The sequence below is a fragment of the Candidatus Palauibacter australiensis genome (assembly GCA_026705295.1).
Lineage (GTDB): Bacteria > Gemmatimonadota > Gemmatimonadetes > Palauibacterales > Palauibacteraceae > Palauibacter > Palauibacter australiensis.
Window position 1 is genome coordinate 11446 of the sequence record JAPPBA010000072.1, and the last position, 22428, is coordinate 33873.

The 22428-nt window shown below is 70.0% G+C and carries 20 protein-coding genes; 15 read left to right on the plus strand and 5 right to left on the minus strand.

Annotated features, from left to right (window positions below):
* Nucleotides 1-2: 2 nt before the first annotated feature.
* The 3 genes from OXN85_05140 to OXN85_05150 are packed head-to-tail and all read left to right on the plus strand — an operon-like array spanning nt 3 to nt 2295.
* Nucleotides 3-764, plus strand: a complete 762-nt coding sequence (locus OXN85_05140; GenBank protein ID MCY3599334.1) for a YIP1 family protein — start codon at nt 3-5, stop codon at nt 762-764.
* Nucleotides 761-1489, plus strand: a complete 729-nt coding sequence (locus OXN85_05145; protein MCY3599335.1) for an NUDIX domain-containing protein — start codon at nt 761-763, stop codon at nt 1487-1489. The genes OXN85_05140 and OXN85_05145 overlap by 4 nt, the downstream gene beginning before the upstream one ends.
* Nucleotides 1486-2295, plus strand: coding sequence for an MBL fold metallo-hydrolase (locus tag OXN85_05150; protein ID MCY3599336.1), 810 nt, complete (start codon nt 1486-1488; stop codon nt 2293-2295). Before OXN85_05145 ends, OXN85_05150 begins: the two co-directional genes overlap by 4 nt.
* Here the strand turns inward: OXN85_05150 and OXN85_05155 are convergent.
* Together OXN85_05155 and dapF are read right to left on the minus strand one after the other, a co-directional pair.
* Nucleotides 2244-3293 (minus strand): A/G-specific adenine glycosylase, encoded by a 1050-nt coding sequence (locus OXN85_05155; protein ID MCY3599337.1) that lies wholly within the window; start codon nt 3291-3293, stop codon nt 2244-2246. The genes OXN85_05150 and OXN85_05155 overlap by 52 nt on opposite strands.
* 16 nt (nt 3294-3309) lie before the next feature.
* Nucleotides 3310-4113: a diaminopimelate epimerase gene (gene dapF, locus OXN85_05160; protein MCY3599338.1), complete on the minus strand. Its 804-nt coding sequence runs from the start codon at nt 4111-4113 to the stop codon at nt 3310-3312.
* A 376-nt stretch (nt 4114-4489) separates the two neighbouring features.
* Between dapF and OXN85_05165 the strand changes: the two genes are divergently transcribed.
* The 12 genes from OXN85_05165 (at nt 4490) to OXN85_05220 (ending at nt 20094) form a co-directional block, all read left to right on the plus strand.
* Complete coding sequence (locus tag OXN85_05165; protein MCY3599339.1) at nt 4490-5167, plus strand: DUF1707 domain-containing protein; 678 nt, start codon at nt 4490-4492, stop codon at nt 5165-5167.
* Nucleotides 5168-5273: 106 nt separating this feature from the next.
* The gene (gene gcvH, locus OXN85_05170; GenBank protein MCY3599340.1) at nt 5274-5675 is read left to right on the plus strand and encodes a glycine cleavage system protein GcvH; all 402 of its coding nucleotides are present in this window, start codon (nt 5274-5276) and stop codon (nt 5673-5675) included.
* A gap of 28 nt (nt 5676-5703) precedes the next feature.
* Nucleotides 5704-8598 carry an aminomethyl-transferring glycine dehydrogenase gene (gene gcvP, locus OXN85_05175; GenBank protein MCY3599341.1) on the plus strand — a complete coding sequence of 965 codons (2895 nt, stop codon included), beginning with the start codon at nt 5704-5706 and terminating at the stop codon, nt 8596-8598.
* A 41-nt stretch (nt 8599-8639) separates the two neighbouring features.
* On the plus strand, nt 8640-9332 hold the full coding sequence (locus OXN85_05180) for a metal-dependent hydrolase (GenBank protein MCY3599342.1): 693 nt from the start codon (nt 8640-8642) through the stop codon (nt 9330-9332).
* Nucleotides 9329-10219, plus strand: a complete 891-nt coding sequence (locus tag OXN85_05185; GenBank protein MCY3599343.1) for a hypothetical protein — start codon at nt 9329-9331, stop codon at nt 10217-10219. Before OXN85_05180 ends, OXN85_05185 begins: the two co-directional genes overlap by 4 nt.
* Nucleotides 10220-10350: 131 nt before the next feature.
* Nucleotides 10351-11025, plus strand: coding sequence for a MotA/TolQ/ExbB proton channel family protein (locus tag OXN85_05190; protein MCY3599344.1), 675 nt, complete (start codon nt 10351-10353; stop codon nt 11023-11025).
* 358 nt (nt 11026-11383) lie between these two features.
* Complete coding sequence (locus OXN85_05195) at nt 11384-13615, plus strand: transglycosylase SLT domain-containing protein (GenBank protein MCY3599345.1); 2232 nt, start codon at nt 11384-11386, stop codon at nt 13613-13615.
* Between the two features lie 146 nt (nt 13616-13761).
* The gene (locus tag OXN85_05200; protein MCY3599346.1) at nt 13762-13968 is read left to right on the plus strand and encodes a cold-shock protein; all 207 of its coding nucleotides are present in this window, start codon (nt 13762-13764) and stop codon (nt 13966-13968) included.
* Nucleotides 13969-14112: 144 nt separating this feature from the next.
* Nucleotides 14113-16920 carry a DNA polymerase I gene (gene polA / locus OXN85_05205; protein MCY3599347.1) on the plus strand — a complete coding sequence of 936 codons (2808 nt, stop codon included), beginning with the start codon at nt 14113-14115 and terminating at the stop codon, nt 16918-16920.
* On the plus strand, nt 16917-18167 hold the full coding sequence (locus tag OXN85_05210; GenBank protein MCY3599348.1) for a serine hydrolase: 1251 nt from the start codon (nt 16917-16919) through the stop codon (nt 18165-18167). Before polA ends, OXN85_05210 begins: the two co-directional genes overlap by 4 nt.
* A 36-nt stretch (nt 18168-18203) precedes the next feature.
* On the plus strand, nt 18204-19295 hold the full coding sequence (locus OXN85_05215) for an NAD-dependent epimerase/dehydratase family protein (GenBank protein MCY3599349.1): 1092 nt from the start codon (nt 18204-18206) through the stop codon (nt 19293-19295).
* A gap of 64 nt (nt 19296-19359) precedes the next feature.
* The gene (locus OXN85_05220) at nt 19360-20094 is read left to right on the plus strand and encodes a spondin domain-containing protein (GenBank protein ID MCY3599350.1); all 735 of its coding nucleotides are present in this window, start codon (nt 19360-19362) and stop codon (nt 20092-20094) included.
* Nucleotides 20095-20139: 45 nt separating this feature from the next.
* Here OXN85_05220 and OXN85_05225 read toward each other — a convergent pair whose 3' ends face one another.
* From OXN85_05225 to OXN85_05235, 3 genes are read right to left on the minus strand one after another with little or no spacing between them, the layout of a single operon-like run.
* Nucleotides 20140-20526 carry a hypothetical protein gene (locus tag OXN85_05225; GenBank protein MCY3599351.1) on the minus strand — a complete coding sequence of 129 codons (387 nt, stop codon included), beginning with the start codon at nt 20524-20526 and terminating at the stop codon, nt 20140-20142.
* On the minus strand, nt 20523-21398 hold the full coding sequence (locus OXN85_05230; GenBank protein MCY3599352.1) for a cytochrome b/b6 domain-containing protein: 876 nt from the start codon (nt 21396-21398) through the stop codon (nt 20523-20525). Before OXN85_05230 ends, OXN85_05225 begins: the two co-directional genes overlap by 4 nt.
* 24 nt (nt 21399-21422) lie before the next feature.
* Nucleotides 21423-22421: a xanthine dehydrogenase family protein subunit M gene (locus OXN85_05235; protein ID MCY3599353.1), complete on the minus strand. Its 999-nt coding sequence runs from the start codon at nt 22419-22421 to the stop codon at nt 21423-21425.
* Between the last annotated feature and the right edge of the window lie 7 nt (nt 22422-22428).

Consider the following 22428-nt stretch of genomic DNA (forward strand, 5'->3'; position numbering starts at 1 on the left):
CGATGGTGACGTGCGCGATGTGCGGGCACGCGAGCGCTGCGTTCGACCGGTGTCCATTCTGCGGAGCGGTCGCGGCCACATCCGGGGAAGAGCGCACGGGCGACGCGGCGGGCGCGGGAAAGGTCAACCTGCCGGCGTGGGAGGATCCGGCCGTGGCCTTCCCGCTGAACTTCATCGAGACGTGGCGCCGGAGCGTGTTCGAGCCCGGCGCCTTCTTTGCCGACGGGCCCTTCGATCGCGCCGCGGTGCGCCCGGTCCTCTACTATCTCCTGGTCAGCGTCCTCGCAGCCGCGCTCTCGCTAACCTGGGGTGCGTTGTTGCCGACGACGCAACCGGGTCTCGTGGAGACGCTCGCCGAGATCATGAACGTCGCCCTGCCGGATGGTTCGGACACCGCCGGCTACATCGGCAGGCTGGCCGATTTCTTCCTCGCCCCCTTCTGGGCGGTCCTGTACCTCATCATCGCGAGTCTGGTCCTGCATGTGTTCGTGCTGATGCTGGTTCCCGGGCGTCGAAGCCTCACGGCAACGGTTCGCACCATCTGTTATGCATGCGGCCCCGGCGTATTCGCCGTCGTCCCGTTCATCGGCGGCTGGGTGGCCGGCATCTGGGGCGTCGTGCTCACCGTGATCGGCCTGCGCGAAGCGCACCGGACCACGACTGGAAGAGCCTTTGCGGCATGGCTGCTCGCCGCGGCCCTGCCGATCGCCTTCCTGCTGCTGGGGATCCTGCTCGTCATCGCCCGGGTGGCAAGCGGAATTTGAGCGCCGCGATTCCGCGGCCGGCCGCGACCGTCGTCGTCGCGACGCAGGCGCGCTCCGGGGTGGAGTTCCTCCTGCTTCAGCGGCCTGGCGCCGCCAGGTTTGGAGCGGGGGCGTGGGCCTTTCCGGGCGGCGCGATCGACGCGGACGACGCTCGCGCGACGTGGGCGGACCGCCTCCCCGGTGTCGGCGAAGCCTCGGCGTGCGTGGCGGCGTTGCGGGAACTGTTCGAGGAAACGGGGATCATGCCGGCGCCGCTGCGCGGCATCGGATTGGACGACCTGGGCGAGGCCCGCCGGGCGCTGCTCGCGGAAGGCGCCCGATTCTCGCAGGTGGCGGAGCGTCTCGAGCTCGACTTTTCGTCCACGCGCATCGTGTACTTCGCCCGCTGGATCACGCCGCGCGGTGCGGCGCTGCGGTTCGACACCCGTTTCTTCCTCCTCTCGCTGGAGGAGCGACCGGGTCGCGTGCGTCTCACGCCGGAACACGAGGCGGCCATGTGGACGACGCCCGCCGCGGCCCTGCGGCGCTTCTCCGCTGGCCGGCTGCCCATGATGTTCCCGACGGCAAGGACGATCGAGCGCCTCGCCGGCTACCCGTCGCTCGAGGAGGCCATGAAGGCGCTCAGCGACGTGCATGTGGAGCCCGCGCTCGTCAGACTCAGCGTCGGTGAGGAGGGGGTGACGCCGCTCGCTCCCGGGGACCCCGGCTACGACGACGTCCAGTGACCTCCGGTGTCGCGTCCCGGAACCACGTCGCCCGTCACGGACCGAGCATCACGGCGGTTCGCGCCGACAACCCGGGCCCCCTCACTCTGACCGGTACGCAGACGTACGTGATCGGAAGCGGGCCGCTGATCGTTCTGGACCCCGGGCCGCAGGACGAAGCGCACCTCGGCCGCGTCGATGACGTGATCGCGGGAAGACCCGTGGCGGCGGTCTGTCTGACGCACGCACACGCGGACCACGCGGCGTCCGCGGCGGACGCCGCCGCCCGCTGGGGCGAACTCCGCGCCTCCTCCGCCACCCTCGACCTCGTGGAGTTGCCGGGCCGAGCGGTGGCGGATGACGAGGCTCTGGAGCTCGGAGGGGGGTTCCGCCTGAGGGCGATCGCGACGCCCGGTCATTCCGCGGACCACTTTTGCTACCTGCTCGAGCCCTCGCGCGCCCTCTTCACGGGGGACCTCGTACTCGGAGAAGGGAGTACCATGATCGCCCACCCGGACGGGTCCGTGGAGGCCTACCTCGCGAGTCTCGCGCGCCTCACGTCCTTCCGTCCCGAGCGCCTGCTCCCGGGACACGGTCCACCCGTCGACGACGCGCTCGCGCGCCTCGAAGAATGCCGCACGCACCGGCTGCGGCGGGTGGCGTCCGTTCGACGGGCGCTGGAGGCCGGCGCCCGGACCCCGGCGCGGATCCGGGCCGCGGTCTACGGGGATCTTCCCGCCTCGCACCACGCGGCGGCGCATCTTACGATCCGCGCCTACCTCGCCTTTCTCGGGGAGATGTCCTCATCGATCAGCCGCCGGAGATAGGCGGGAAACGCGAGATCGCCGAATTCCGCGGGGCCCACCCAGCGGTGCGGCCGCCGCCGCGCGACGTCACCGGATCGCCACCGGGCCCGGTGCACCGCGAGCCGCAGGCGGAAGTGGCTGAACGTATGCCGCAGCTCGCGAATCTCCTCGCCCACGCGACAGTCGAGACCGAACCGCTCCCGGAGGGCTCTCGCGAGCGCCGCGGCGGGAGGGGTCGGAGGCGACAGCGCGACGGAAGGGAAGTCCCACAGACCGCCGAGGAGCCCGTCCGACGGTCGCCGCAGCACGAGTACCCGCCCGTCGCGGCGGACCACGGCTGCCGCCTCGACCCGCTCGGGCGATCGAACGCCCCGCTTCCTCGGGGGCCGCTGCCCGATCGTGCCCCGTCGCAGCGCCAGACATCGACTCGATAGCGGGCACGCTCCGCACCGCGGGCGGCGCGGCGTACAGACCGCGCTCCCAACGTCCATCAGCGCCTGGTTCACATCGCCGGGCCGCTCCGAGGCCTCGCCGAGGAGGGTCCGCGCGGCCCGGTCAAGCTCGGCGGGGGAGGCCGTCTCGAGATCGCCCAGGCGCGACAAGACGCGACGTGCGTTCCCATCGACCGCGGGTTCCGGCAGCCCGAACGCGACGCTGGCTACGGCGCCGGCCGTGTACGGGCCCACTCCCGGAAGCGTCAGCAGCTCCGAGATGGCCCGCGGGATCCGTCCGCCGTACTCCGATACCACGCGCTGCGCCGCCCGCCGCAGGTTGCGGGCGCGCGCGTAGTAACCCAATCCCTCCCAGAGGCCGAGGACCTCGTCCTCTTCCGCTTCCGCGAGCGTCTGCACGTCGGGAAAGCGATCCATGAACCGCCGATGGTACGGCGCCGCCGTCTCCACGCGGGTCTGCTGGGCCATGACCTCGGCCACGAGGATCGCATAGGGGTCGCGCTCTCCGCGCCACGCGACGTCGTCCCGCCGCCGCGCGTCGAACCACTCCAGCAGCGATGCCGCCACCGCGGACGCCTCCCGGTCAGGGCGTGGCTTCGGGGAAGACGCCATCGAAGATGAACACCGCCGGCCCGCTGAGGCGGATCCGTCCCGCCTCGAGGAACTCCACCGTCAACGCGGCCCCGGAGCGGACGAGGAACTCGACCCGGTCCCCGGCCTCGCCCGCGGCCCGGAGTGCGAACGCCACCGCCATGCAGCCGCTGCCGCAGGCGAGCGTCTCTCCTTCCACGCCCCGTTCGAAGGTGCGGATGACCGTCGTCCCTCCGTCGCGGGCAACAAGGTGCACGTTCGCTCCTCCCGGGCCGACATCCTCCCGCCACCGCAGCGGTCGGCAGAGATCGTCGAAGTCCTCCACATCCACGGACGCGACGGGGACCACGAGGTGCGCCGTCCCCATCCGCACCAGCCAGGCGTCCCGTTCCCCCTGCGGCCCGCGTCCGACGGGCACGCGCATTTCGCGTTCCACGCGGGCGTCGAGCGCGTACTCCAGCGCCACTCCGTCTTCCCGCACCCGCGCCAGGATCTCACCGTCGTCCGTCGCGAGGATGTGGTCGGGGGGCACGAGCCCCCGGTCCACCGCGTAGCGCGCCGCGCAACGCGACCCGTTCCCGCAGGTTGAAAACTCGGAGCCGTCGCGATTGAAGAACCGGAGGCGGACGACCTCTTCGCTCAGGCTGCGGACCGTGATCAACCCATCCACGCCGACGCCCGTCGCGCGGGGGCACAGCGTGGCGGCCAGGGCCCCCGCATCCCGGAGCCCCAGTTCTTCGCCGCGCACGATAACGAAGTCGTTGCCGGCTCCGGTGTATTTGCTGAATAACGACATTCTCAGAGGGGAGGGGGGATGAAAAGGAAGCCGGCCGCGAGCGTGAAACCCGCGGCCGGCTCTTGTCTCAACCGAAACCTGACTCGACGCGACGCCGGCGAGGCACCGCAGCTTTCAGGTCGGCGCATGTCTCGAGCGCCACCGGTTCAGGACCGGTTACGCTGCCTCGAGGCGATCGCTTGCCCGTGCCGAGTCAGACCCGGTTCTACATCCTGCAGACACTAGATCACCTCCTTCCAAAGGGTTCACGGACAGGGCACGAAAAACACCTGCTGTGCGCCATGATGCCGTGCGCTCGCCCGTGCGGCAAGTTTTTTTGCCTTGCTAGCCCCGCCACCTTGCGTGAGAATCAGGCCGGCCAGACGGCGAGGAGGAGATGACGGACAGCCAAGAGAGGGCGTTGTCGCCGGAGGAGCGGCAGGCGACGGTGGACCGTCTCTGCGCACACTTCGCGCGCGACGCCATGAATACGACCGAACTGGAGCGCCGGCTGGACATCGCGTACGCCGCGCGTACCCGGGCGGAACTGGCAGCGCTCGAGCGAGACCTGCCCGCACTCCGGAGCGAAACCCGCCCGGCGGTACCCGAGCCCTCGCCGGCCGCCTCCGTGCCGGTGGATCCGGCGCGACCCGTCCAGGAGCACGACCTCATCGTCTCGATCTGGGGAGCGACCGAGCGCAAGGGCAGTTGGGTTCCTCCCCGCCAGCTCACCGCCGTCACCGTGATGGGAGGTACGGATCTCGATTTTCGGCAGGCGGCGTTCGCGACCGAGACGGTCTCCGTCCGCCTCCTCGCGCTCATGGGAGGCGTGGACATCGTCGTCCCTCCGGGGGTCCGCGTCGAGTGGGGCGGCATCGCGCTCATGGGGGGCGTGACGATGCCCGAGCCCGTCACGCCGCCGGCCCGGGATGCGCCCGTCATCCGCCTCAGCGGTCTCGTCTGCATGGGAGGGGTCGACGTCGTCGAGCGACACCCGGGCGAGAGCGCGAGGGACGCGCGGAAGCGGATCAGAAAGGATCGCAAAGCCCGGCGGAGACTCGCTTCGGGCGACTAGTGTCGACACGGGTGTCGGCGTTGCTTGACGCCCGGCTCGCGGCTCGGATATAGTCCCCACGCCGCCACCCCCAGAGACGCTCGATCCGAAGCAAGGCAAGGTACGCATGTCGGACATTCCGGAAGACCTCAGATACACGCCCGAGCACGAATACGTGCGGGAAACCGACGTCGACGGCGAGGTCTTGATCGGGATCACGGACTACGCTCAGGGCGAACTGGGCGATGTGGTCTACGTCGAACTCCCCGCGCCCGGCGAAGAGTTCGGGCAGATGGAAGCGTTCGGGACCGTCGAGGCCGTGAAGACCGTCTCCGAACTCTTCTGTCCCGCGGCGGGCCAGATCGTGGCGGTGAACGACGCGCTGGAGGCCGACCCCGGTCTCGTGAACAGCGATCCCTACGGTGAAGGATGGATGATCCGGCTCGAGCTGGAGTCGCCCGACGACTTCAACGAGCTACTCACCTCCGAACAGTACGCCACCCTCGTCGCCGATGCGGACGAGGTCTGACGGCCCGCTCCTGAACATGCAACTGGAGATGGAGCCGGTCGGCGAGTTCGCCGGGCGCCACATAGGACTGGCGCCCTCTGACGTCGGTCCGATGCTGGAGGCGACCGGCGCGAAAAGCCTGAGCGAACTCGTCGAGGAAACCGTGCCCGAACCCATCCGCCTGGGTCGCGACCTCGACCTGCCGGACGCGATCAGCGAGAGAAGGCTGCTCGATCGCGCGGCCGAACTCGCGCGCCTCAATCGCCCTTTCCGTTCCTATCTCGGTCTGGGGTATCACGGGACCCTGACACCCGGCGTGATCCTCCGGAACATCATGGAGAACCCCGGCTGGTATACACAGTATACGCCCTATCAGGCCGAGATCTCGCAGGGGCGCCTCGAAGCCCTGCTCAACTTCCAGACGATGGTCATCGACCTCACGGGGCTTCCGATCGCGAACGCCTCGCTCCTGGACGAGGGAACTGCCGCCGCGGAGGCGATGCTCATGCTCTGGGGCAGCAAGGGGAGCGGCGACCGCAACGTCTTCCTCGTCTCCGAGGCCTGCCACCCCCAGACCGTCGCCGTCGTCCGCGGCCGCGCCCGGCCGCTCGGAATCCAGGTCCGGCTCTTCCAGCACGGCGACATCGCGGCGCACGATCCGGACGACGCCTTCGGCGCGCTCCTGCAGTACCCGACCACGGAAGGCGCGGTGCTCGACTATCGCGGTCTCTGCGACGCCCTTCACGAGCACGGGGCCGGAGTCGTGGTCGCGGCGGATCTCCTCGCCCTCGCCCTGCTCGTGCCGCCGGGCGAGTTCGGCGCGGACATCGCGGTCGGCAACTCCCAGCGGTTCGGCGTGCCCATGGGTTACGGCGGGCCGCATGCCGCCTACCTCGCGGCCACGGACGCGTTCAAGCGCAAGCTGCCTGGGCGGATCATCGGAGTCTCGGTCGACGCGGACGGGAACCCGGCCCTCCGAATGGCCCTGCAGACGCGCGAACAGCACATCCGTCGGGAGAAGGCGACCTCGAACATCTGCACCGCGCAGGTGCTGCTCGCGATCATGGCCGGGATGTACGCCGTGTATCACGGTCCGGAGGGCATCCACGCCATTGCGACCCGCGTCCGCAAGTTGACGTGGACCCTCGCTCACGGACTCGACCGGCTCGGGCACACGATCGTTCACGAGCAGTTCTTCGACACGCTGCAGGTCATTCCCTCGGGCTTCACTTCCGCCGACATTCTCGCCAGGGCACGCGAACGCGGCATCAACCTCCGCGACTTCGAGGATGGGACGGTCGGGATCGCCCTCGACGAGACGGTGCGGGGGGGGGATCTCGAGGACCTGTTCGCGGTGTTCGGCGGGGAGGACGGGCCGGAACTCCGCGTCGGAGAGGTCGCCACGGACATCCCGGAGCCCGTCTATCCCGCGGAACTCGCGCGTACCTCGAACTACCTCGAGCACGCGGTCTTCAACCGGTACCGTTCCGAGACCGAGATGCTGCGCTACATCCATCGGCTCGAAACGCGGGACCTGTCGCTGAACACGAGCATGATCCCGCTCGGATCCTGCACGATGAAGCTCAACGCGACATCGGAGATGATCCCCGTCACCTGGCCGGAGTTCGGGTCGCTGCACCCGTTCGCCCCCGTTGACCAGGCAGAGGGGTATCGGCGCCTGTTCGACGAACTGGAGCGGTGGCTGTGCGAGATGAGCGGGCTGCCCGCCTGCTCGCTGCAGCCGAACTCGGGGGCCCAGGGCGAATACACCGGCCTGCTCGTCATCGCGGCCCGACACGAGGACCAGGGCGAAGGAGCCCGGGACGTGTGCCTCATCCCGTCGTCGGCGCACGGGACGAACCCCGCGAGCGCGGTCATGGCCGGGATGAAGGTTGTCGTCGTCCGCTGCGACGAGAACGGGAACATCGATGTCGAGGATCTGCGCGCCAAGGCTGCGAAGCATGCTGACCGGCTCGCGGCGACGATGATCACCTATCCCTCCACCCACGGCGTGTTCGAGTCGGCCATCCGGGAGGTGACGGACATCGTCCACGAGCACGGCGGACTCGTGTACCTCGATGGCGCCAACCTCAACGCCCAGGTCGGCCTCTGCCGGCCCGGCGACTACGGCGCGGACGTCATCCACATCAACCTCCACAAGACGTTCGCCATTCCGCACGGGGGCGGCGGTCCCGGGATGGGTCCGATCTGCGTCACCGACGAACTTGCGCCCTACCTGCCGGGACACCCGCTCGTCGATGTCGGTGGCGACGCCGCGATCCCGGCTGTCTCGGCGGCGCCGTGGGGAAGCGCCTCGATTCTGCTCATCTCCTGGGCCTACATCGCCATGCTCGGCCGCGACGGCGTGCGCGCGGCGACCGAGGCGGCCGTCCTGAACGCGAACTACATGGCCAGCCTCCTCAGCGAGCACTTCAACGTCCTCTACCGTGGCGAGCACGGGCGGGTCGCGCACGAGTTCATCCTCGATCTGCGTCCGCTCAGGCGGGGGACAGGCGTGACGGACGAGGATGTCGCGAAGCGGCTCATGGACTACGGATTCCACGCGCCCACGATGTCCTTCCCCGTCGCGGGCACGATCATGATCGAGCCCACGGAGAGCGAGTCGAAGCGGGAACTGGACCGGCTGGTCCACGCCCTGGTCTCGATCCGCGAGGAGATTCGGAGGATCGCGGAGGGGACGCTGGATGCGAAGGACAATCCGCTGAAGAACGCGCCCCACACCGCGGAGATGGTGACAGCCGATGCATGGGATCACGCCTACACAAGGCGGGAAGCCGCTTGGCCGGCGCCTTCGACCCGGGAGTGGAAGTTCTGGCCGCCCGTGCGCCGCGTGAACAACGCGTACGGGGATCGAAACCTCATCTGCGCGTGTCCGCCGATCGAGAGCTACGAAGCCGAGGCTGCCGACGCAGCGGCGGGATAGGCGCACCGGCACAGAGGCGCACCGGAACAGGAGAGAAGCGGATGGCACGACTCGTCTTTCACGGCCAGAGCTGCTACGAGATCGAAACGGCGGACGGCACGCGGATCCTCATCGACCCGTTTCTGACCGGGAACCCCGTGGCGGACGTCGGACCGGAGCACTTCACCGATCGCCTCGACTATCTCCTCCTCACGCACGGGCACGGCGACCACATCGCGGACGCCTGGGACATCCTCGAGGCGACGAACGCGCAGCTCATCGCCACGTACGAGATCGTGTCGTACGCCGGGGAGGTGCAGGGGCACGCGAACGCCCACCCCATGCACATCGGCGGCGCCCACGAGTTCCCGTTCGGGCGCGTCAAGCTCACCGTGGCCCTCCACGGCGGGAAGATCGACGCGCCGGGCGCGGAGGCGTACACGACGACGCCCGCCGGCATCCTCCTCACCGTGGACGGCACCCGCGTCTACCACGCCGGCGATACGGGGCTCACGCGCGACATGGAGCTGCTGAACGGTGAGGTTGATGTGGCGCTGGTGCCCATCGGCGACAACTTCACGATGGGCCCGGAAGACGCCGCGCGCGCGATAGGGATGATCGAACCCCGCATCGCCGTTCCGAACCACTACGGCACGTGGGAGTTGATCGACGTCGATCCGGCCCGCTTCGTGGACGCCGTCGGCGACACGGCCGAGGTCGTGATCCTTGAGCCCGGAGAGGCTCTGGAGTTGTGACCGCGCGGCGCGCGCGTGCCCGGCCCCGGGGATCGCCGTGCGTCGTACTCCCCTACGCCGTGGCGGACGGCGCCCGCAACATGGCCGTGGACGAAGCGATGCTCGAACTCGCCGCGGGCGGTTCGACGCTACTCCGCTTCTATGGCTGGGAGCCCTGGTGCCTGTCGCTCGGGCGGCATCAGGAGGCGCCGGACCGGCTGCTCGGGCGCTCTCCGGCTGAACTCCGCCCCGGCGTCGACGCCGTTCGGCGGCCGACGGGTGGCCGATCCGTGTTTCACGGCCCCGAGATCACGTACGCCTTCGCCTGTCCCGCCCGGGCGTGGGGCGGCCCCCGGGCCGTCCTGCAGACCGTGCACGGCGCACTGGCCGAGGGGCTGCGCGCCCTGGGCGTCCGGCTCGACGCGGTTCGGAGCGACGATGCGGAGGCGGGTCTCGCGGCGACGGCCCGGATCTCCGCCGCGAGCTGCTTTCGCGATCCCGCCCCGGGAGAACTCACCGCACGCGGCCGCAAGCTCGTGGGCAGCGCGCAGTGCCGCCGCCGCGGGAGCGTGCTTCAGCACGGGTCCATCCTCCTGGAAGACAGGCAGCGCCTCGGCGACCTGGACGGACGCGACATCCGGCCGGACGAGGGGGACGCGGCCGGGGTCTCCGATGGGGGACCCGCGATCGGCCTGAACGAGTTGCTCAACCCTGTGCCCGACCCCCGCCTCATCGTCGAGCGCCTCACGGACAGCGTGGCTGGCGCGTTCAGCGTGCCGGCCGCGCCCGCCTCTGCCGCGACGGATGCTACCGCGGAGATCGCGACCCCCCCGTCCGCGGCTGTGTTCCGCCTTGCCGCCCGCTACGAGCGCGTCCACCGGTCGGGTGCCTGGCTCTGGAACCGGTAGCGGCTCCGTACCGCCGCTTGACGGTCCCGCAGACCGCTTCTAGCTTGGTTCCGCTCGCACTCGGGCGCATCCGCGCCGGACGTGGCGAGCCAGTCAATCGATGAACCTTACCGCTTACCGGGAGGACCACCTTGATAGCGTCCACACTCTGGTTGCAGGAGACCCTGACGCTGGGTGAGGGTCAGTCGCTCAATCTGGTGGAGATCTGGGATGCCGGGGGTTGGATGATGTGGCCGCTGGGGGCCGCGCTCGCCATTGGGATCCTCATCATCCTCTGGAAGCTCGTCGACCTGCAGTTGAAGGGCGGCAAGAACAAGAATGTTCTCCGGGAAGCCGACGAACAGATCGCCGCTGGCCACCTCGATGAGGCGCTCGAAGTCTGCACCGAGTCCGGCGCTCCCGCGGGGAACGTTCTCAGCGCGGGGCTCTCGCGCTACAACGAAGGGACCGAGCGCGCGACGCAGGCGGTGGAGAATGCCGGCGCCATCGAAGTCGCGGGGCTCGAGAAGGGTCTCGTGTGGCTGGCGACGCTGTCGAACGTCGCTCCTCTCCTCGGCTTCCTCGGGACCGTGATCGGGATGATCATGGCCTTCCAGGCCATCGAGATCGCGGGCGAGGTGGAAGCCACGCTGGTCGCCGGCGGGATCAAGGTGGCGCTCATCACGACCGCCACCGGTCTGACGATCGCGATTCCGATCAACATCTTCCATAACTACTTCGTGACGAAGATCGACCGCCTCGTCATCGACATGGAAGAGAGTGCACAGCGTCTCATCGACGCGCTGCACGAGCGCGCGGCCGGCTAGAAAAAGAAAGGCCCGTCGCCGGGGGCGTTCCCCGGCGCGCACGAGGGGTTCCGAACAAGCGGCCCGCCATCCCGGCGGGCCGTTTTTTCGTTCGGCGTCTGCCGGGCTCCGCTTGCATCGAAGCCATCGGAGCATCGAAGTTCGGTGTCGGGCCGCAGGCCGGGTCCGGCGTGAACGGGGTGGGGACGACGTGGAAGGAGGCCTTCCTTTGCATGTTCGACGGCGAATTCGGCGCCTCGTGCGCATCAACTGGATACGCGGTCCCTGGCTGCGGTCGCTACCGACGCTCGTCTTGGCGTCCGGTCTCGCCGCGCAGGCCGGGAACCCGGCACGCCCTCCCGTCGCCGGCGCGGCTACGATGGCAGGCGCCGACGACATGCTGGAGCGGGCCCGAAGCCTGCTCGACGCCGGGATGCCGGTCTCGGCATCGGCTCTGCTGGCGCCCGCGCTCGCCGCGGGCGAGTTGGAGGGCGACGAGGCCGTGCTGCTGGCGGCGCGAGCCTTCGCGGATCAGCGGGCATGGGCTTCCGTGCTGAGCCTCCTCTCGGAGCGTGAAAGCTGGCCGCCGTCCGCGCCGTCGCAGGCCACGCTCCTCCTCGCGCGGGCGTACGCGGGGCTCGACAGCCTGACCCGGTCCGCGGCGCACTACCGTGCGTATCTGAGCGGGGTCGACGGGACGCCTCCGCTCGGCGCGCGGGTCGGGTTCGCCCGCGTGTCCTACCGGCGCTACCAGTGGTACGAGGCGCGCGACCAGCTCGCGCTCGCCGAGCGCGAACACCCGGAACTCGCTCCGTGGTTGCGGCTCTCGCGCCTTTACGCCCTGTCGGAGGCCGAGGACCGGGACGCCTTCGCCCTCGCCGACTCGATCGTGCGCGAGGCCCGCGTGCCGGCGGACTCCGCGCTCCTCCCGGCGGCCCGCCTGGCCTTCAAGCTGGAGGATCCCGAACGGGGGGCCGCGCTCGCGAGCCGCGCCGGCAGGGGCGTCCGGAACGTCCTCGCCGCTCGGCACCTCGGACCTCACTACCTGGCGACCGGGGACTCCGCCGCGGCCGCGTCGGCCTTCGCCGACGCGATCGCGAGAGGCCTCCAGACGCCGGAGACGGGACCCGCGCTCCTCGCACTCACGCGATCCTGGCGGACGCTGCGCGATGTCGGGCGCTCCGACATCCGCGCCCGCCGTCACTCCCGCGGCGCCGGCTACCTCTCGGAGGCGCTGGAGCTCGCACCCGCGGCCGAACGCCCGGGCATCGCCGAATCGCTCGCATCGGCGTACATGGCGCTGGGCGCTCCCGGGCGGGCGGCGGAGGCGCTGGCCCCGTGGACCGGAGACCCCGCTTCCGTCACCGCGCCGCGGGCGTCGCTGTGGATGCTCGCGGCCAGCGTCTACCGTGCGCTCGGGCGCCACGGCGACGCCGCGGAGGCGCACGAGACGGCCGCCCGCGGCTCCGGGGATGTCGCCGCCCGCGCCGCCTACCTCCTCGCGGACCTCGAGCACGATGCGGGGCATCCCGACATCGCCGCGGAGGGCTTCGAACGCTCCTACCGCGCGTTCCCGGACGCGAGCTACGGGACGCGGTCGCTGGAACGGCTCGCTCTTCTCGCGTACCACGAGGGCCGCTACGAGGAGGCGCGCACGCTCCTGGCCGAATACCGCGAGCGCTACCCGGAGGGCGAGTGGGTCCAGGGAGCGATCTACTGGGGCGGCAAGGTCGCGGAGGCGCTGGGCGACACCCAGGGCGCGAGCGCGTTCTACGCCCGCGCCCTCAGGTACAACCCGCTCGACTACTACGCCATCCTCGCGGAGCCCCGCACCGGCACGGACCGCCTGGCCGCGGTCGGAATCGGCGACGGCGAGCCGTTGCCCGACCTCGATCCCATCCACGCGACCGCGCTCCGGCGCATGAACAAGCTGCGAGAGGTGGGGTGGCCCGAGCGCGCGCGCCGGGAATACCGCCGCGCCAGCGAGCGCGGACCGTCGACCTACGGGGCGATCCTCGCCTTCGCGCACGTCCTGAACGCGGCGGAATGGACGCGGGAGGGGATTCGCGAGGGGTGGCGCGCACAGGCGATTCGCGGCCGCTGGACCCGCCCGCTCCTCGAAGCGATCTATCCGCTGCCCTTCCGCGAGGCCCTCGTCGCCGCGGCCGAACGGAACGGACTCCCGCCGCACTTCGTCGCCGGGCTCTCGCGTCGCGAGTCGATGTTCGACCCGGAGATCCGTTCCGTCGCCAATGCCATCGGTCTCATGCAGCTCCTGCCGGAGACGGCCCGCAACGTCTCCTCACGCGCCGGACTCGAAGGCTATCGCCGTCACCAGCTCACGGTCCCGCAGGTCAACCTGATGCTCGGGACCCGGTACCTGGCGGAAGTTCTCGGCCGGTTCGATGGCTTCGACATCGCGGGGATGATCTCCTACAACGCCGGCCCCCATCGCTACACGCGGTGGCGCGATTTCCCCGAGTTCTCGGACGAGGAAAAACTGGTCGAGCGGATCCCCTACCGGGAGACGCGCGAGTACGTCCGGGCGGTCACGGAACTGGCCGAAATCTACCGCCTCCTGTACCCGGACCTGGGGGTCCCGAACCCCTGATACGGTCGTTCGCGATGGCGTGTTGACGGGTCCGAATTGCTCGCATAGCATAGCAACGTCTCGTGTCCCGCAGCGCCGCAAAACGACGCACAATCGGCTGCGCGGAGCGCCCGCAACGCCCATCACCGAGGTACGCAGGAGGCAGGATGCCATCAGGTACGGTCAAGTGGTTCAACGACTCCAAGGGGTACGGTTTCATCGAGCAGCCCGACGGCGGCGATGACGTCTTCGTCCACTATTCGTCCATCGACATGGACGGGTACAAGACGCTCGTCGAAGGGATGGAAGTGGACTACGAGTTCACGCAGGGCGACAAGGGCCTGCACGCGACCCGCGTCGTGCGCACTGCCTGACCGGACGCCGTAGCCGAGCCGGAGCTTCACGCGCCCCGCCCCTCCCGGCGGGGCGCTTTTTCGTCGCCGGACTTTGCCACGGACGGCCCCCTCCACCATACATAGATGCCATGTTGACCATCCCGGACGGCCGGTGAACTCCATGTGGCGGCGCCAGGCGTCGTGAAGCCCTCGCGGGCCGCTGGTCCGTCGCTCTTCCTGCTCGACGGCTACGCGCTCATCTACCGTGCGTTCTTCGCCATGATCAACCGGCCGCTCACCACTTCGAGCGGCGAAAACACGTCGGCCCCCTACGGCATCGCCCGCTTCCTCATGCGGTTGATCGCGGATCACGCACCCGACTATCTCGGCGTCGCGTTCGATGCCGGCGACAGCTTCCGCACCGACATCTACCCGGAATACAAGGCCACGCGAGAGAAGATGCCCGAAGAGCTCCGGGCATCCCTCCCCCGGTGCCGGGAGATCTTCGCCGCCTTCCGGGTGCCCGTCATCGAGGCGGAAGGGTGGGAAGCGGACGACGTGATCGGGACCCTCGCGCAGAAGGCCGCGGGACAGGGTCTGCGCACCATTATCGTCTCCGGAGACAAGGACTTCCATCAGCTCGTGGACGACCGCACCGCGCTGCTCAATCCGGGCCGAGGGGGGCCCGCCGGAGTCGATCAGGTGTGGGTGACGCCGGACAACGCCGAGGAGCGCTTCGGCGTGCCCCCGGAGCGCGTGACCGACTTTCTGGCTCTGCTCGGCGACTCATCCGACAACGTCCCCGGCGTGCCCGGCATCGGGAAAAAGATCGCGCCCGCCCTCATCCGGCAGTTCGGCGACCTCGAGGCCATCCTCGCGCGAGCGGAGGAGATCACGGCGGCCCGGGCCCGAAACGCGATTCTCAAGCATGCGGATGACGCCCGGCGCTCCAGGCAACTGGTGACGATCCGCACCGACGCGCCCGTGAACCTCGATCTCGAGAGCCTCCGGTCGCGGCCGCTCGATACCGAAAGGGCCGCGTCCGTCTTCCGTGACCTGGAGTTTCACAACCTGCTGAGGGAACTGGAGGCGCCGGCGACGGAGGCCGAGCGCTTCGCCCCGGAAGTGGACGTCGTGGCCGACACGGATCGGCTGGGCGCCGTGCTGGCCGAGTGCTCCCGGGCTCCGCGCATCGGACTCTGCGTCGCGGGCAGCTCCGAAGATCCGCTCGGCGCCGCCCTCGTCGGTCTGGCGCTCGCCGCCTCCGAGGACCGCGCCTTCTACCTGCCACTCGGGCACCGGGCCCCGGAAGTCCAGCACGACGCGGCGGGAAACCCGACGCTCGCCTTCGATGCGGGCGAGCCCGTCGGTCTGCCGGAGATGTCGTCGTCCGACATGCGAGGGCTGCACGACCTGCTGGCCTCGGAGGCACCGAAACTCGGGCACGATCTCAAGTACGCCGCCCAGCTCCTGCGGCGGCACGGCGTCGAGTTGGGGGGCCTTGACGGCGGCGTCGCGTTCGACACGCAGATCGCCTCCTACTGCCTCGATCCGGCCCGGCGCGACCGCGCCCTCTCCACCCTCGCTCCCGACCGCCTCGGCGTCGCCCTCGAGACGGGCGACGCCGTCACGGGCACCGGACGGAACCGGCTTCCGCTGGCATCGATCGAGCCCGAGCGCGTCGCCGAGTGGGCCGGACCGCGCGCCGCGCTCCTGCACCGCCTCGCGAAGGTCGACGAGGCCGACCTCGTGCGAACGGGCATGGGCCGCCTCTTCCGCGAGGTCGAGATGCCGCTTGTCACCGTCCTCGCGAGCATGGAGCGGGCCGGCATCGCGCTCGACCTCGACTTCTTCGGCGATTTGCGGGCCCGTCTGCGCCGCGATCTCGACGCCGTGCGCTCGGAGATCCACAAGATCGCCGGGACCGAGGTCAACCTCCGTTCCGTCCCGCAGATGCGGGAGCTTCTCTTCGACCGGCTCGCGCTGCCCGTCCTCAAGAAGACGAAGACGGGCCCCTCGACGGACGAGTCCGTGCTCGAGCAACTCGCCGCCATGGGCCACGAACTCCCGCGCCTCATCCTCGAACACCGGGAGCTCGACAAGCTGGACGGCACGTACGTGAGCGTGCTCCCGCGGCTCATCGACGGCCGGGGACGCATCCACACCCGCTTCAACCAGACGGTCGCCGCCACGGGCCGACTCTCCTCCTCGGACCCGAACCTCCAGAACATTCCGATCCGGCGGGCGCTGGGGCGCGAGATCCGGAAGGGATTCGTCGCCGCCCCCGGCCATCGGTTCGTAGGAGCGGACTACTCCCAGATCGAACTCCGGGTCATGGCCCATCTCTCCGGGGACGAGGCGTTCGTGGAGGCGTTCCGGGCGGAGCGGGACATTCACCGGGAGACCGCGGCCCGGATCTTCGGGGTCGAGCCGGATGACGTCACGCCGACCATGCGCGAGCAGGCGAAGACGATCAACTTCGCCACCATCTACGGCCAGGGCCCGTTCGCCCTCGCCCAGCAGCTCGGGATCTCGCGGACGCAGGCGAGCGAGTTCATCGCCGGGTACTTCGAGCGGTTCGCGGGCGTCGCGGCCTACCTGGAGGAGATGAAGGAAGTGGCGCGGGACCGGAACTACGTCGAGACGCTGTTCGGGCGCCGCCGCTACATCCCCGAAATCCGGTCCAGGAACCCCGGGATCCGCGGCTACGGCGAGCGGACCGCGACGAACTCCCCCATCCAGGGATCCGCGGCGGACCTGATCAAGGTGTCGATGATCCGGCTGCACGAACGTCTCGCGGGGAGCGGAGCCCGCATGCTGCTCCAGGTGCACGACGAGTTGCTCATCGAGGCCCCGGAGTCCGATGTTGAAACGATCGGCCGGACCGTGCGCGAGGAGATGGAGGGGGCCATCGAGTTGACGGTTCCCCTGCGCGTGGACCTCGGGATCGGCCGCAGCTGGTACGACTGCAAATTCGGGAAGGGGCCGTGAAGACAGCCCGGATCGCCCTCATCGCCTGGACGTCGTGCGCTCTCGGGTGGGCGCTTGCGTGCGCGCCGCCGCCCACGCCCGACAGTACCGTGCCGGAGGGGGCCGCGGACGGATCCCCCCAGGCAGTCGTCGAGTCGTCGCTGATGCCGGTCTTCACGATTCGCGGCGAGCCCGTCGCGCGGCGCCCGCTCGCCGACCGCATGGCCGACCTGGGCGTGCCCGGCGTGAGCGTCGCCGTCCTGGTCGACGGCGAGATCGCCTGGGCCCGCGGCTACGGGCTCGCCGACGTCGAATCGGGCCGGCCCGTGACGCCGAACACGCTCTTCCAGGCCGCCTCCATCTCCAAGCCCGTGGCGGCGCTCGCCGCGCTGCGGCTCGTCGAATCGGGCCGCGTCGACCTCGATGGCGACGTCAACGCCTACCTCACGAGTTGGCAAGTGCCCGAGAACGAGTTCACGGAGCAGGCGCCCGTCACCCTGCGGGGGCTCCTCACGCACCGGGCCGGCCTCACCGTGTGGGGCTTCCCCGGGTACGGGCCGGACGAGGAGGCGCCGGACGGGCCGGGCGTCCTCGACGGCCACGGCAACACGGACCCTGTGCGCGTCTACAAGGCGCCGGAGGAGAGCTGGCGCTACTCCGGCGGCGGCTACACCGTCATGCAGCAACTCGTGGCGGACGTCCGCGGCGCGCCGTTCGCCGAGGTCATGCGCGAGGAGGTGCTCGACCCGATCGGCATGGCGCGTTCAACGTACGAGCAGCCAATCCCCCCGGAGCGCCGGGACGACATCGCGACGGGCTACCGGCCGAACGGCGACCGGGTTCCCGGCGGGTGGCATACCTATCCGGAACAGGCGGCCGCCGGGCTGTGGACGACGCCGAGCGAACTCGCGCTCTACGCCCGGGAGATGCAGCGTGCCTGGAGGGGGGAGTCAACCGGCGTGCTGGGCGAAGCGCTCGCGCGCGAGATGCTGACGCCCGACGCCGACGACTGGGGGCTGGGCCCGGCGATCTCCGGGGACGGCGAACGCTTCCGGCACGGCGGCTCGAACCAGGGGTTCCGCTGCACGTTCGCGGCGTACATCGACGGCGACAACGGCGTCTTCGTGATGACGAACTCCGACTCGGGGAGCGAACTCGCGTCGGAGATCGCGATCACGGTGGCGCACGCGTACGGCTGGTCCGGACCCCGCGCCGAAGAGAGGGCGCCGGACGAGGAAGGCACAGGAGAGGGCACAGAAAGGGAGTAGATCACGATGGCGTGGAACCAGACTCGACGAGAATTCATGAAGACGTCCGCCCGGGCCGGCGGGGCGCTCGGCGTACTCGGCGCCTTCGGCTCGGCCGCCTGCGCGGGGAGCGAGGGAGGCCCGCTGCGCATCCTCATCCTCGGCGGCACCCGCTTCATCGGTCCGCACCAGGTGAAATACGCGCTCGACCGGGGCCACGAGGTGTCGATCTTCACGCGCGGGCAGACCGCGCCCCCGTTCTACCACGACTACTTCGAGCGTGTCGAGCACCTGATCGGTGACCGGACCAGCGATCTGTCGGCACTCGAGGGCAGAGAGTGGGATGCCGTCATCGACAACTCCGCCTCCTACCCGAGTTGGGTCGCATCGACGACCGAACTCCTGCGCGACCAGGTCGACCGCTACCTCTTCGTCTCCTCCATCTCCGCCTACGCGGACTTCGCCCAGGTCGGGATCGACGAGGACTATCACGTCGGGCAGTTGTCGCCCGACGAGGCCGAGGACGACGGAGGCTACGGGCCGAGGAAGGCGCGCTGCGAGCAGTACGCGCGCGACGCCTTCGGCGAGAACGCGATCAACGTGCGTCCGGGGCTCATCGTCGGGCCCGGCGACAACACGGACCGCTGGACGTACTGGCCGGTCCGCGTCGACCGCGGAGGGGAAGTGCTCGCCCCCAACACCCCCGCCGACCCGGTGCAGAACGTCGACGCGCGCGACCTCTCCGAGTGGATCGTGCGGCTCGTCGAGGGCCCCGGGAACGGAGGCACGTACAACGCCACGGGCGAGGTGCAGCAGTTCGGCGCCATGCTGGAGGAGATCCGCGGCGCGCTCGGCTCCGACGCCACGTTCACCTGGGTACCGACGGAGTTCATGGCGGAGCAGGAAGTGGCGCCCTGGATGCACATGACGAACTGGACGCCGCCCGAAGGGGAAACGGTCGGCATGAACCAGGTTTCCGTCGCCGCCGCCGTGCAGGCCGGGCTCACGTTCCGCCCGCTCGCCGACACCGCGCGCGACACGGTCGAGTGGTGGAACTCGCTTCCCGAGGAACGCCGCGGCGAGCCTCGAGCGGGCCTCCCCGCCGAGTTGGAAGCCGAGGTCCTGGCCGCTTGGCACGCCAGCGCCTGAGTCGCCGCCGACTTCTCCCGGGGGAACCCGGAACCTTCGGCGGACTCGGGCGGTTAAAGCCACCATGATTCCCACGGTTGCGAAGTGTCGACATGCGTGGCTTCGGCCGGTGGTGGGCGCGGTCGCTCTCGCCGCGATGGCGGGGTGCGGGGGTGCCGGGACCGATCCCGGACCGGGCCCGGAGCCTCAACCGCCACCACCGCCGCCCCCGGTCGCGGCGACCACGGCGACGTACCGCGTGGTCTTCGAGGCGACGTGGAGCGCGTCGACGCACCCGACGAACTTTCCGGGCGGGGCCCATTTCTCGCCGCTGATCGGCGCCGTGCACAAGGCCGGCGTGACCTTCTGGGCCCGGGACGGCACCGCCACGCCGGGGGTCGAAAGCATGGCCGAGACGGGCGGCACGTCCACGCTGACCGCAGAGATCCAGGCCGAAATCCCGGGAGACGCGCTGGCGGTCGTCAACGGGTCCGGGATCCGCAGCCCCGGGAGCACGACGATTCAGGCGATCGCGCTGCGGGAGGAGTTTCCGCTCGTCACCCTCGTCACGATGATCGCCCCGAGCCCGGACTGGTTCGTGGGCGTGTCGGGACTCTCGCTACGGGACGACGAGGGAAACTGGATCGAGGAACTCGAGGTCGTCCTCTACCCCTACGATGCCGGGACGGACAGCGGCCCCAACTACACCTCGGCCAACGACGACACCCAGCCGAAGGAACCGATCCACAGCCTGCGGGGCGAGAGCCCCTTCTCCGACCAGCCCATCGGCACCTTCACCTTCGCGCGCACGGACGGGTAGCGGCCGGGGGCAGCATGGTGCGCGGCAGTGGGCTCTCCGCGCGGGTCAGACGACGTCGTCGAGGAGGAAGAGGTCGGTGAGGAGCGCCCTCAGGTGGGACGAGGCGTTGAGGTTGTCGATCAACTGCGAACTGATCGTCTCCTGGGCGAGGACGATCCGGACCGCCGCCCCGGCCCGCGCGGCATCGGCCGAAGTCACGTCGATCATCTCGCCGTAGACGCCCGCCGGTTCGAGCCCCTCCGCCGCGACCAGGCCGCCGAGGTCGTCCGCCAGCGCCCGGAGGGCGGCGTCCGCGCGGCTCAGGTACTCCCGCAACTGCCCGCCGACCTTCGAGGCTTCCTCACGCTCGGCGCCGAGCGCGGCGTAGGAGAGGAAGAACTCGTACGCCTTTTCGAGCACCTCGATGTGAGCCTTCAGCTCCTCGCGGCTCAAGCGGGCACGACCCCGTCGGCGTCCGCGGACGACGCGCTCCCCCCCGCCATCTCGGCCCCGGCCGGCTCCGTCCCCAGCTTCCAGAGGTCCGGGTCGTAGTGCTCGAGGTATTCCTCGCGCGTGATCCAGCCCTTGATCATGGAGCGGGTCATCCAGCGCTTCTCGGGCCGGATGGCGAAGTAGACGTGGGCGATGACCATCGTGACGAGCCCGACGCCGCACAGCCCGTGCAGGACGAACACGAGGCCCCACGTGGAGTCGGAGAGGAAGTACGGGTTGCTCGCCCAGAACCACGTGTCGACCCCCACCATCATGAGGATCCCCGTGACGATGACCCCGCCCGAGACGAGCGTGACCGCGTTGTGGTAGGCCCGCTGGTCGAGGGGGTACTTGCCGGACCGCTCCTCCTTGGCCGGCTGGCGGCGCAGGAACTTCCCGACCGCCTGGAACGCCTGCCCGATCTCCTTCGTCCCGGTCCACACCGACCAGAAGTCCTGCTTCGTCGTCGCGTGGATGATGTGCCAGATGATGAGGAGGGTGAGGACGACGCCGGCGATCCAGTGAATGGTGACCCAGGCGAACTGGACGCCGATCACGGGGAAGAACGCCGTGACGAGCAGCGTGAGCATCGTCGCCGCCATGAGCCAGTGGAACGTCCGGGACGCCTGTGAGTGGCGCTCCACCCGCTCGGGCACGTCGGGGGCCGGCTCAGGCGCGGTCTTCGGAGCCTTGGGCGCCATGATCCAGACGTACAGGTGGTGCCCGACCACGAACAGGAAGCCGGCGATGGCGGCGGCCCAGAGCAGATCCCAGGCGACGCCGACGAGTACCTCCTGGCCCCACGGATTCGGCGCAGTACGGAGAATCTCCATCCAGGCGGTCTCCTTTCCGGGACGCTAGGCCGCGTCTCCCCGCACCGCGCGCCGAACGAGATTCCGCGCGAGCGGTACCTTGTAGTCGTTGTGGCGCAGCGGCTTGAAGCCGCGCGTAGCGAGTTCGCCGGCCGCCATGCCGGTGTCGTCGTTCGCCGGCATCCCCTGGATGAGGTCCTCGACGTCGGTCAGCCGCACCGGCGTCGGGGCCACGCCGTTAAGCGCGATCCGGGCGCGCTCGATCGTGCCGTTCGACTCGACGATCGCTGCGGCCACGCTGGCCAGCGCCCAGTCCCACGACTTCCGGTCGCGGACCTTCTCCCAGTAGAAGCGCGCGCCCGCCCAGTCGCCGGGGATGCGCACGTGCGTCAGGAGATCTCCCGGCTCCAGCACGGTCATGCGCTCGATGTCGATCTCCGGGCCGACGAAGAAGTCCTCGGCCTCGTAGACGCGCTCGCCGCCCGCGCTCCGCACCAGCATCTGCGCGCCGAGCGCGACGAGCGCCCCGGCCGTGTCCGCGCCGTTCACCGCCACGCAGCGGCTCTGTCCGGTCACGGCGTGCTCGCGGTTCATCGAGCGGGGTGTCCCGGCGTAGCAGATGTTCCCGCCCGCGCGGTAGCACGGCCACCCGCCCCGGTAATACCAGCAGCGGGTGTCCTGGATGAGGTTGCCGCCCAGCGTCCCCTGGTTCCGGATCTGGGGCGTCGCCACTTGGGCGGCGGCGTCGGCGAGGAGTCCGAAGCGGGCCTGCACGTCCTCGCTCGCCACCACGTCGCGCAACGACGTCATGGCGCCGATCTCAATCCCGTCCCCGCTCGAACGGATGCCGGTCAGCTCGCTCACGGAGCCGAGTTCGACGACGACGTCGGGCCGCTTGATGCGGTCCTTGAACCAGTCCATCGAGTCGAGGCCGCCGGCCAGGACCCAGGTGTTGTCGTGGCGCTCGAGCACGTCCAGCGCCTCGTCCACGCTCGTCGGCTGGAAGAGCTCGAACGCGGGCATCATGTCGCGAATCACGGCCATCGTCCTA

Bases quoted from the DNA above. Each gene is read 5' to 3' on its own strand.
- OXN85_05140 (MCY3599334.1), top strand. From the start codon at position 3: ATGGTGACGTGCGCGATGTGCGGGCACGCGAGCGCTGCGTTCGACCGG.
- dapF (MCY3599338.1), bottom strand. From the start codon at position 4,113: ATGTCGTTATTCAGCAAATACACCGGAGCCGGCAACGACTTCGTTATC.
- OXN85_05165 (MCY3599339.1), top strand. From the start codon at position 4,490: ATGACGGACAGCCAAGAGAGGGCGTTGTCGCCGGAGGAGCGGCAGGCG.
- gcvH (MCY3599340.1), top strand. From the start codon at position 5,274: ATGTCGGACATTCCGGAAGACCTCAGATACACGCCCGAGCACGAATAC.
- gcvP (MCY3599341.1), top strand. From the start codon at position 5,704: ATGGAGCCGGTCGGCGAGTTCGCCGGGCGCCACATAGGACTGGCGCCC.
- OXN85_05180 (MCY3599342.1), top strand. From the start codon at position 8,640: ATGGCACGACTCGTCTTTCACGGCCAGAGCTGCTACGAGATCGAAACG.
- OXN85_05195 (MCY3599345.1), top strand. From the start codon at position 11,384: ATGGCAGGCGCCGACGACATGCTGGAGCGGGCCCGAAGCCTGCTCGAC.
- OXN85_05200 (MCY3599346.1), top strand. From the start codon at position 13,762: ATGCCATCAGGTACGGTCAAGTGGTTCAACGACTCCAAGGGGTACGGT.
- OXN85_05215 (MCY3599349.1), top strand. From the start codon at position 18,204: ATGAAGACGTCCGCCCGGGCCGGCGGGGCGCTCGGCGTACTCGGCGCC.
- OXN85_05220 (MCY3599350.1), top strand. From the start codon at position 19,360: ATGATTCCCACGGTTGCGAAGTGTCGACATGCGTGGCTTCGGCCGGTG.
- OXN85_05230 (MCY3599352.1), bottom strand. From the start codon at position 21,398: ATGGAGATTCTCCGTACTGCGCCGAATCCGTGGGGCCAGGAGGTACTC.
- OXN85_05235 (MCY3599353.1), bottom strand. From the start codon at position 22,421: ATGGCCGTGATTCGCGACATGATGCCCGCGTTCGAGCTCTTCCAGCCG.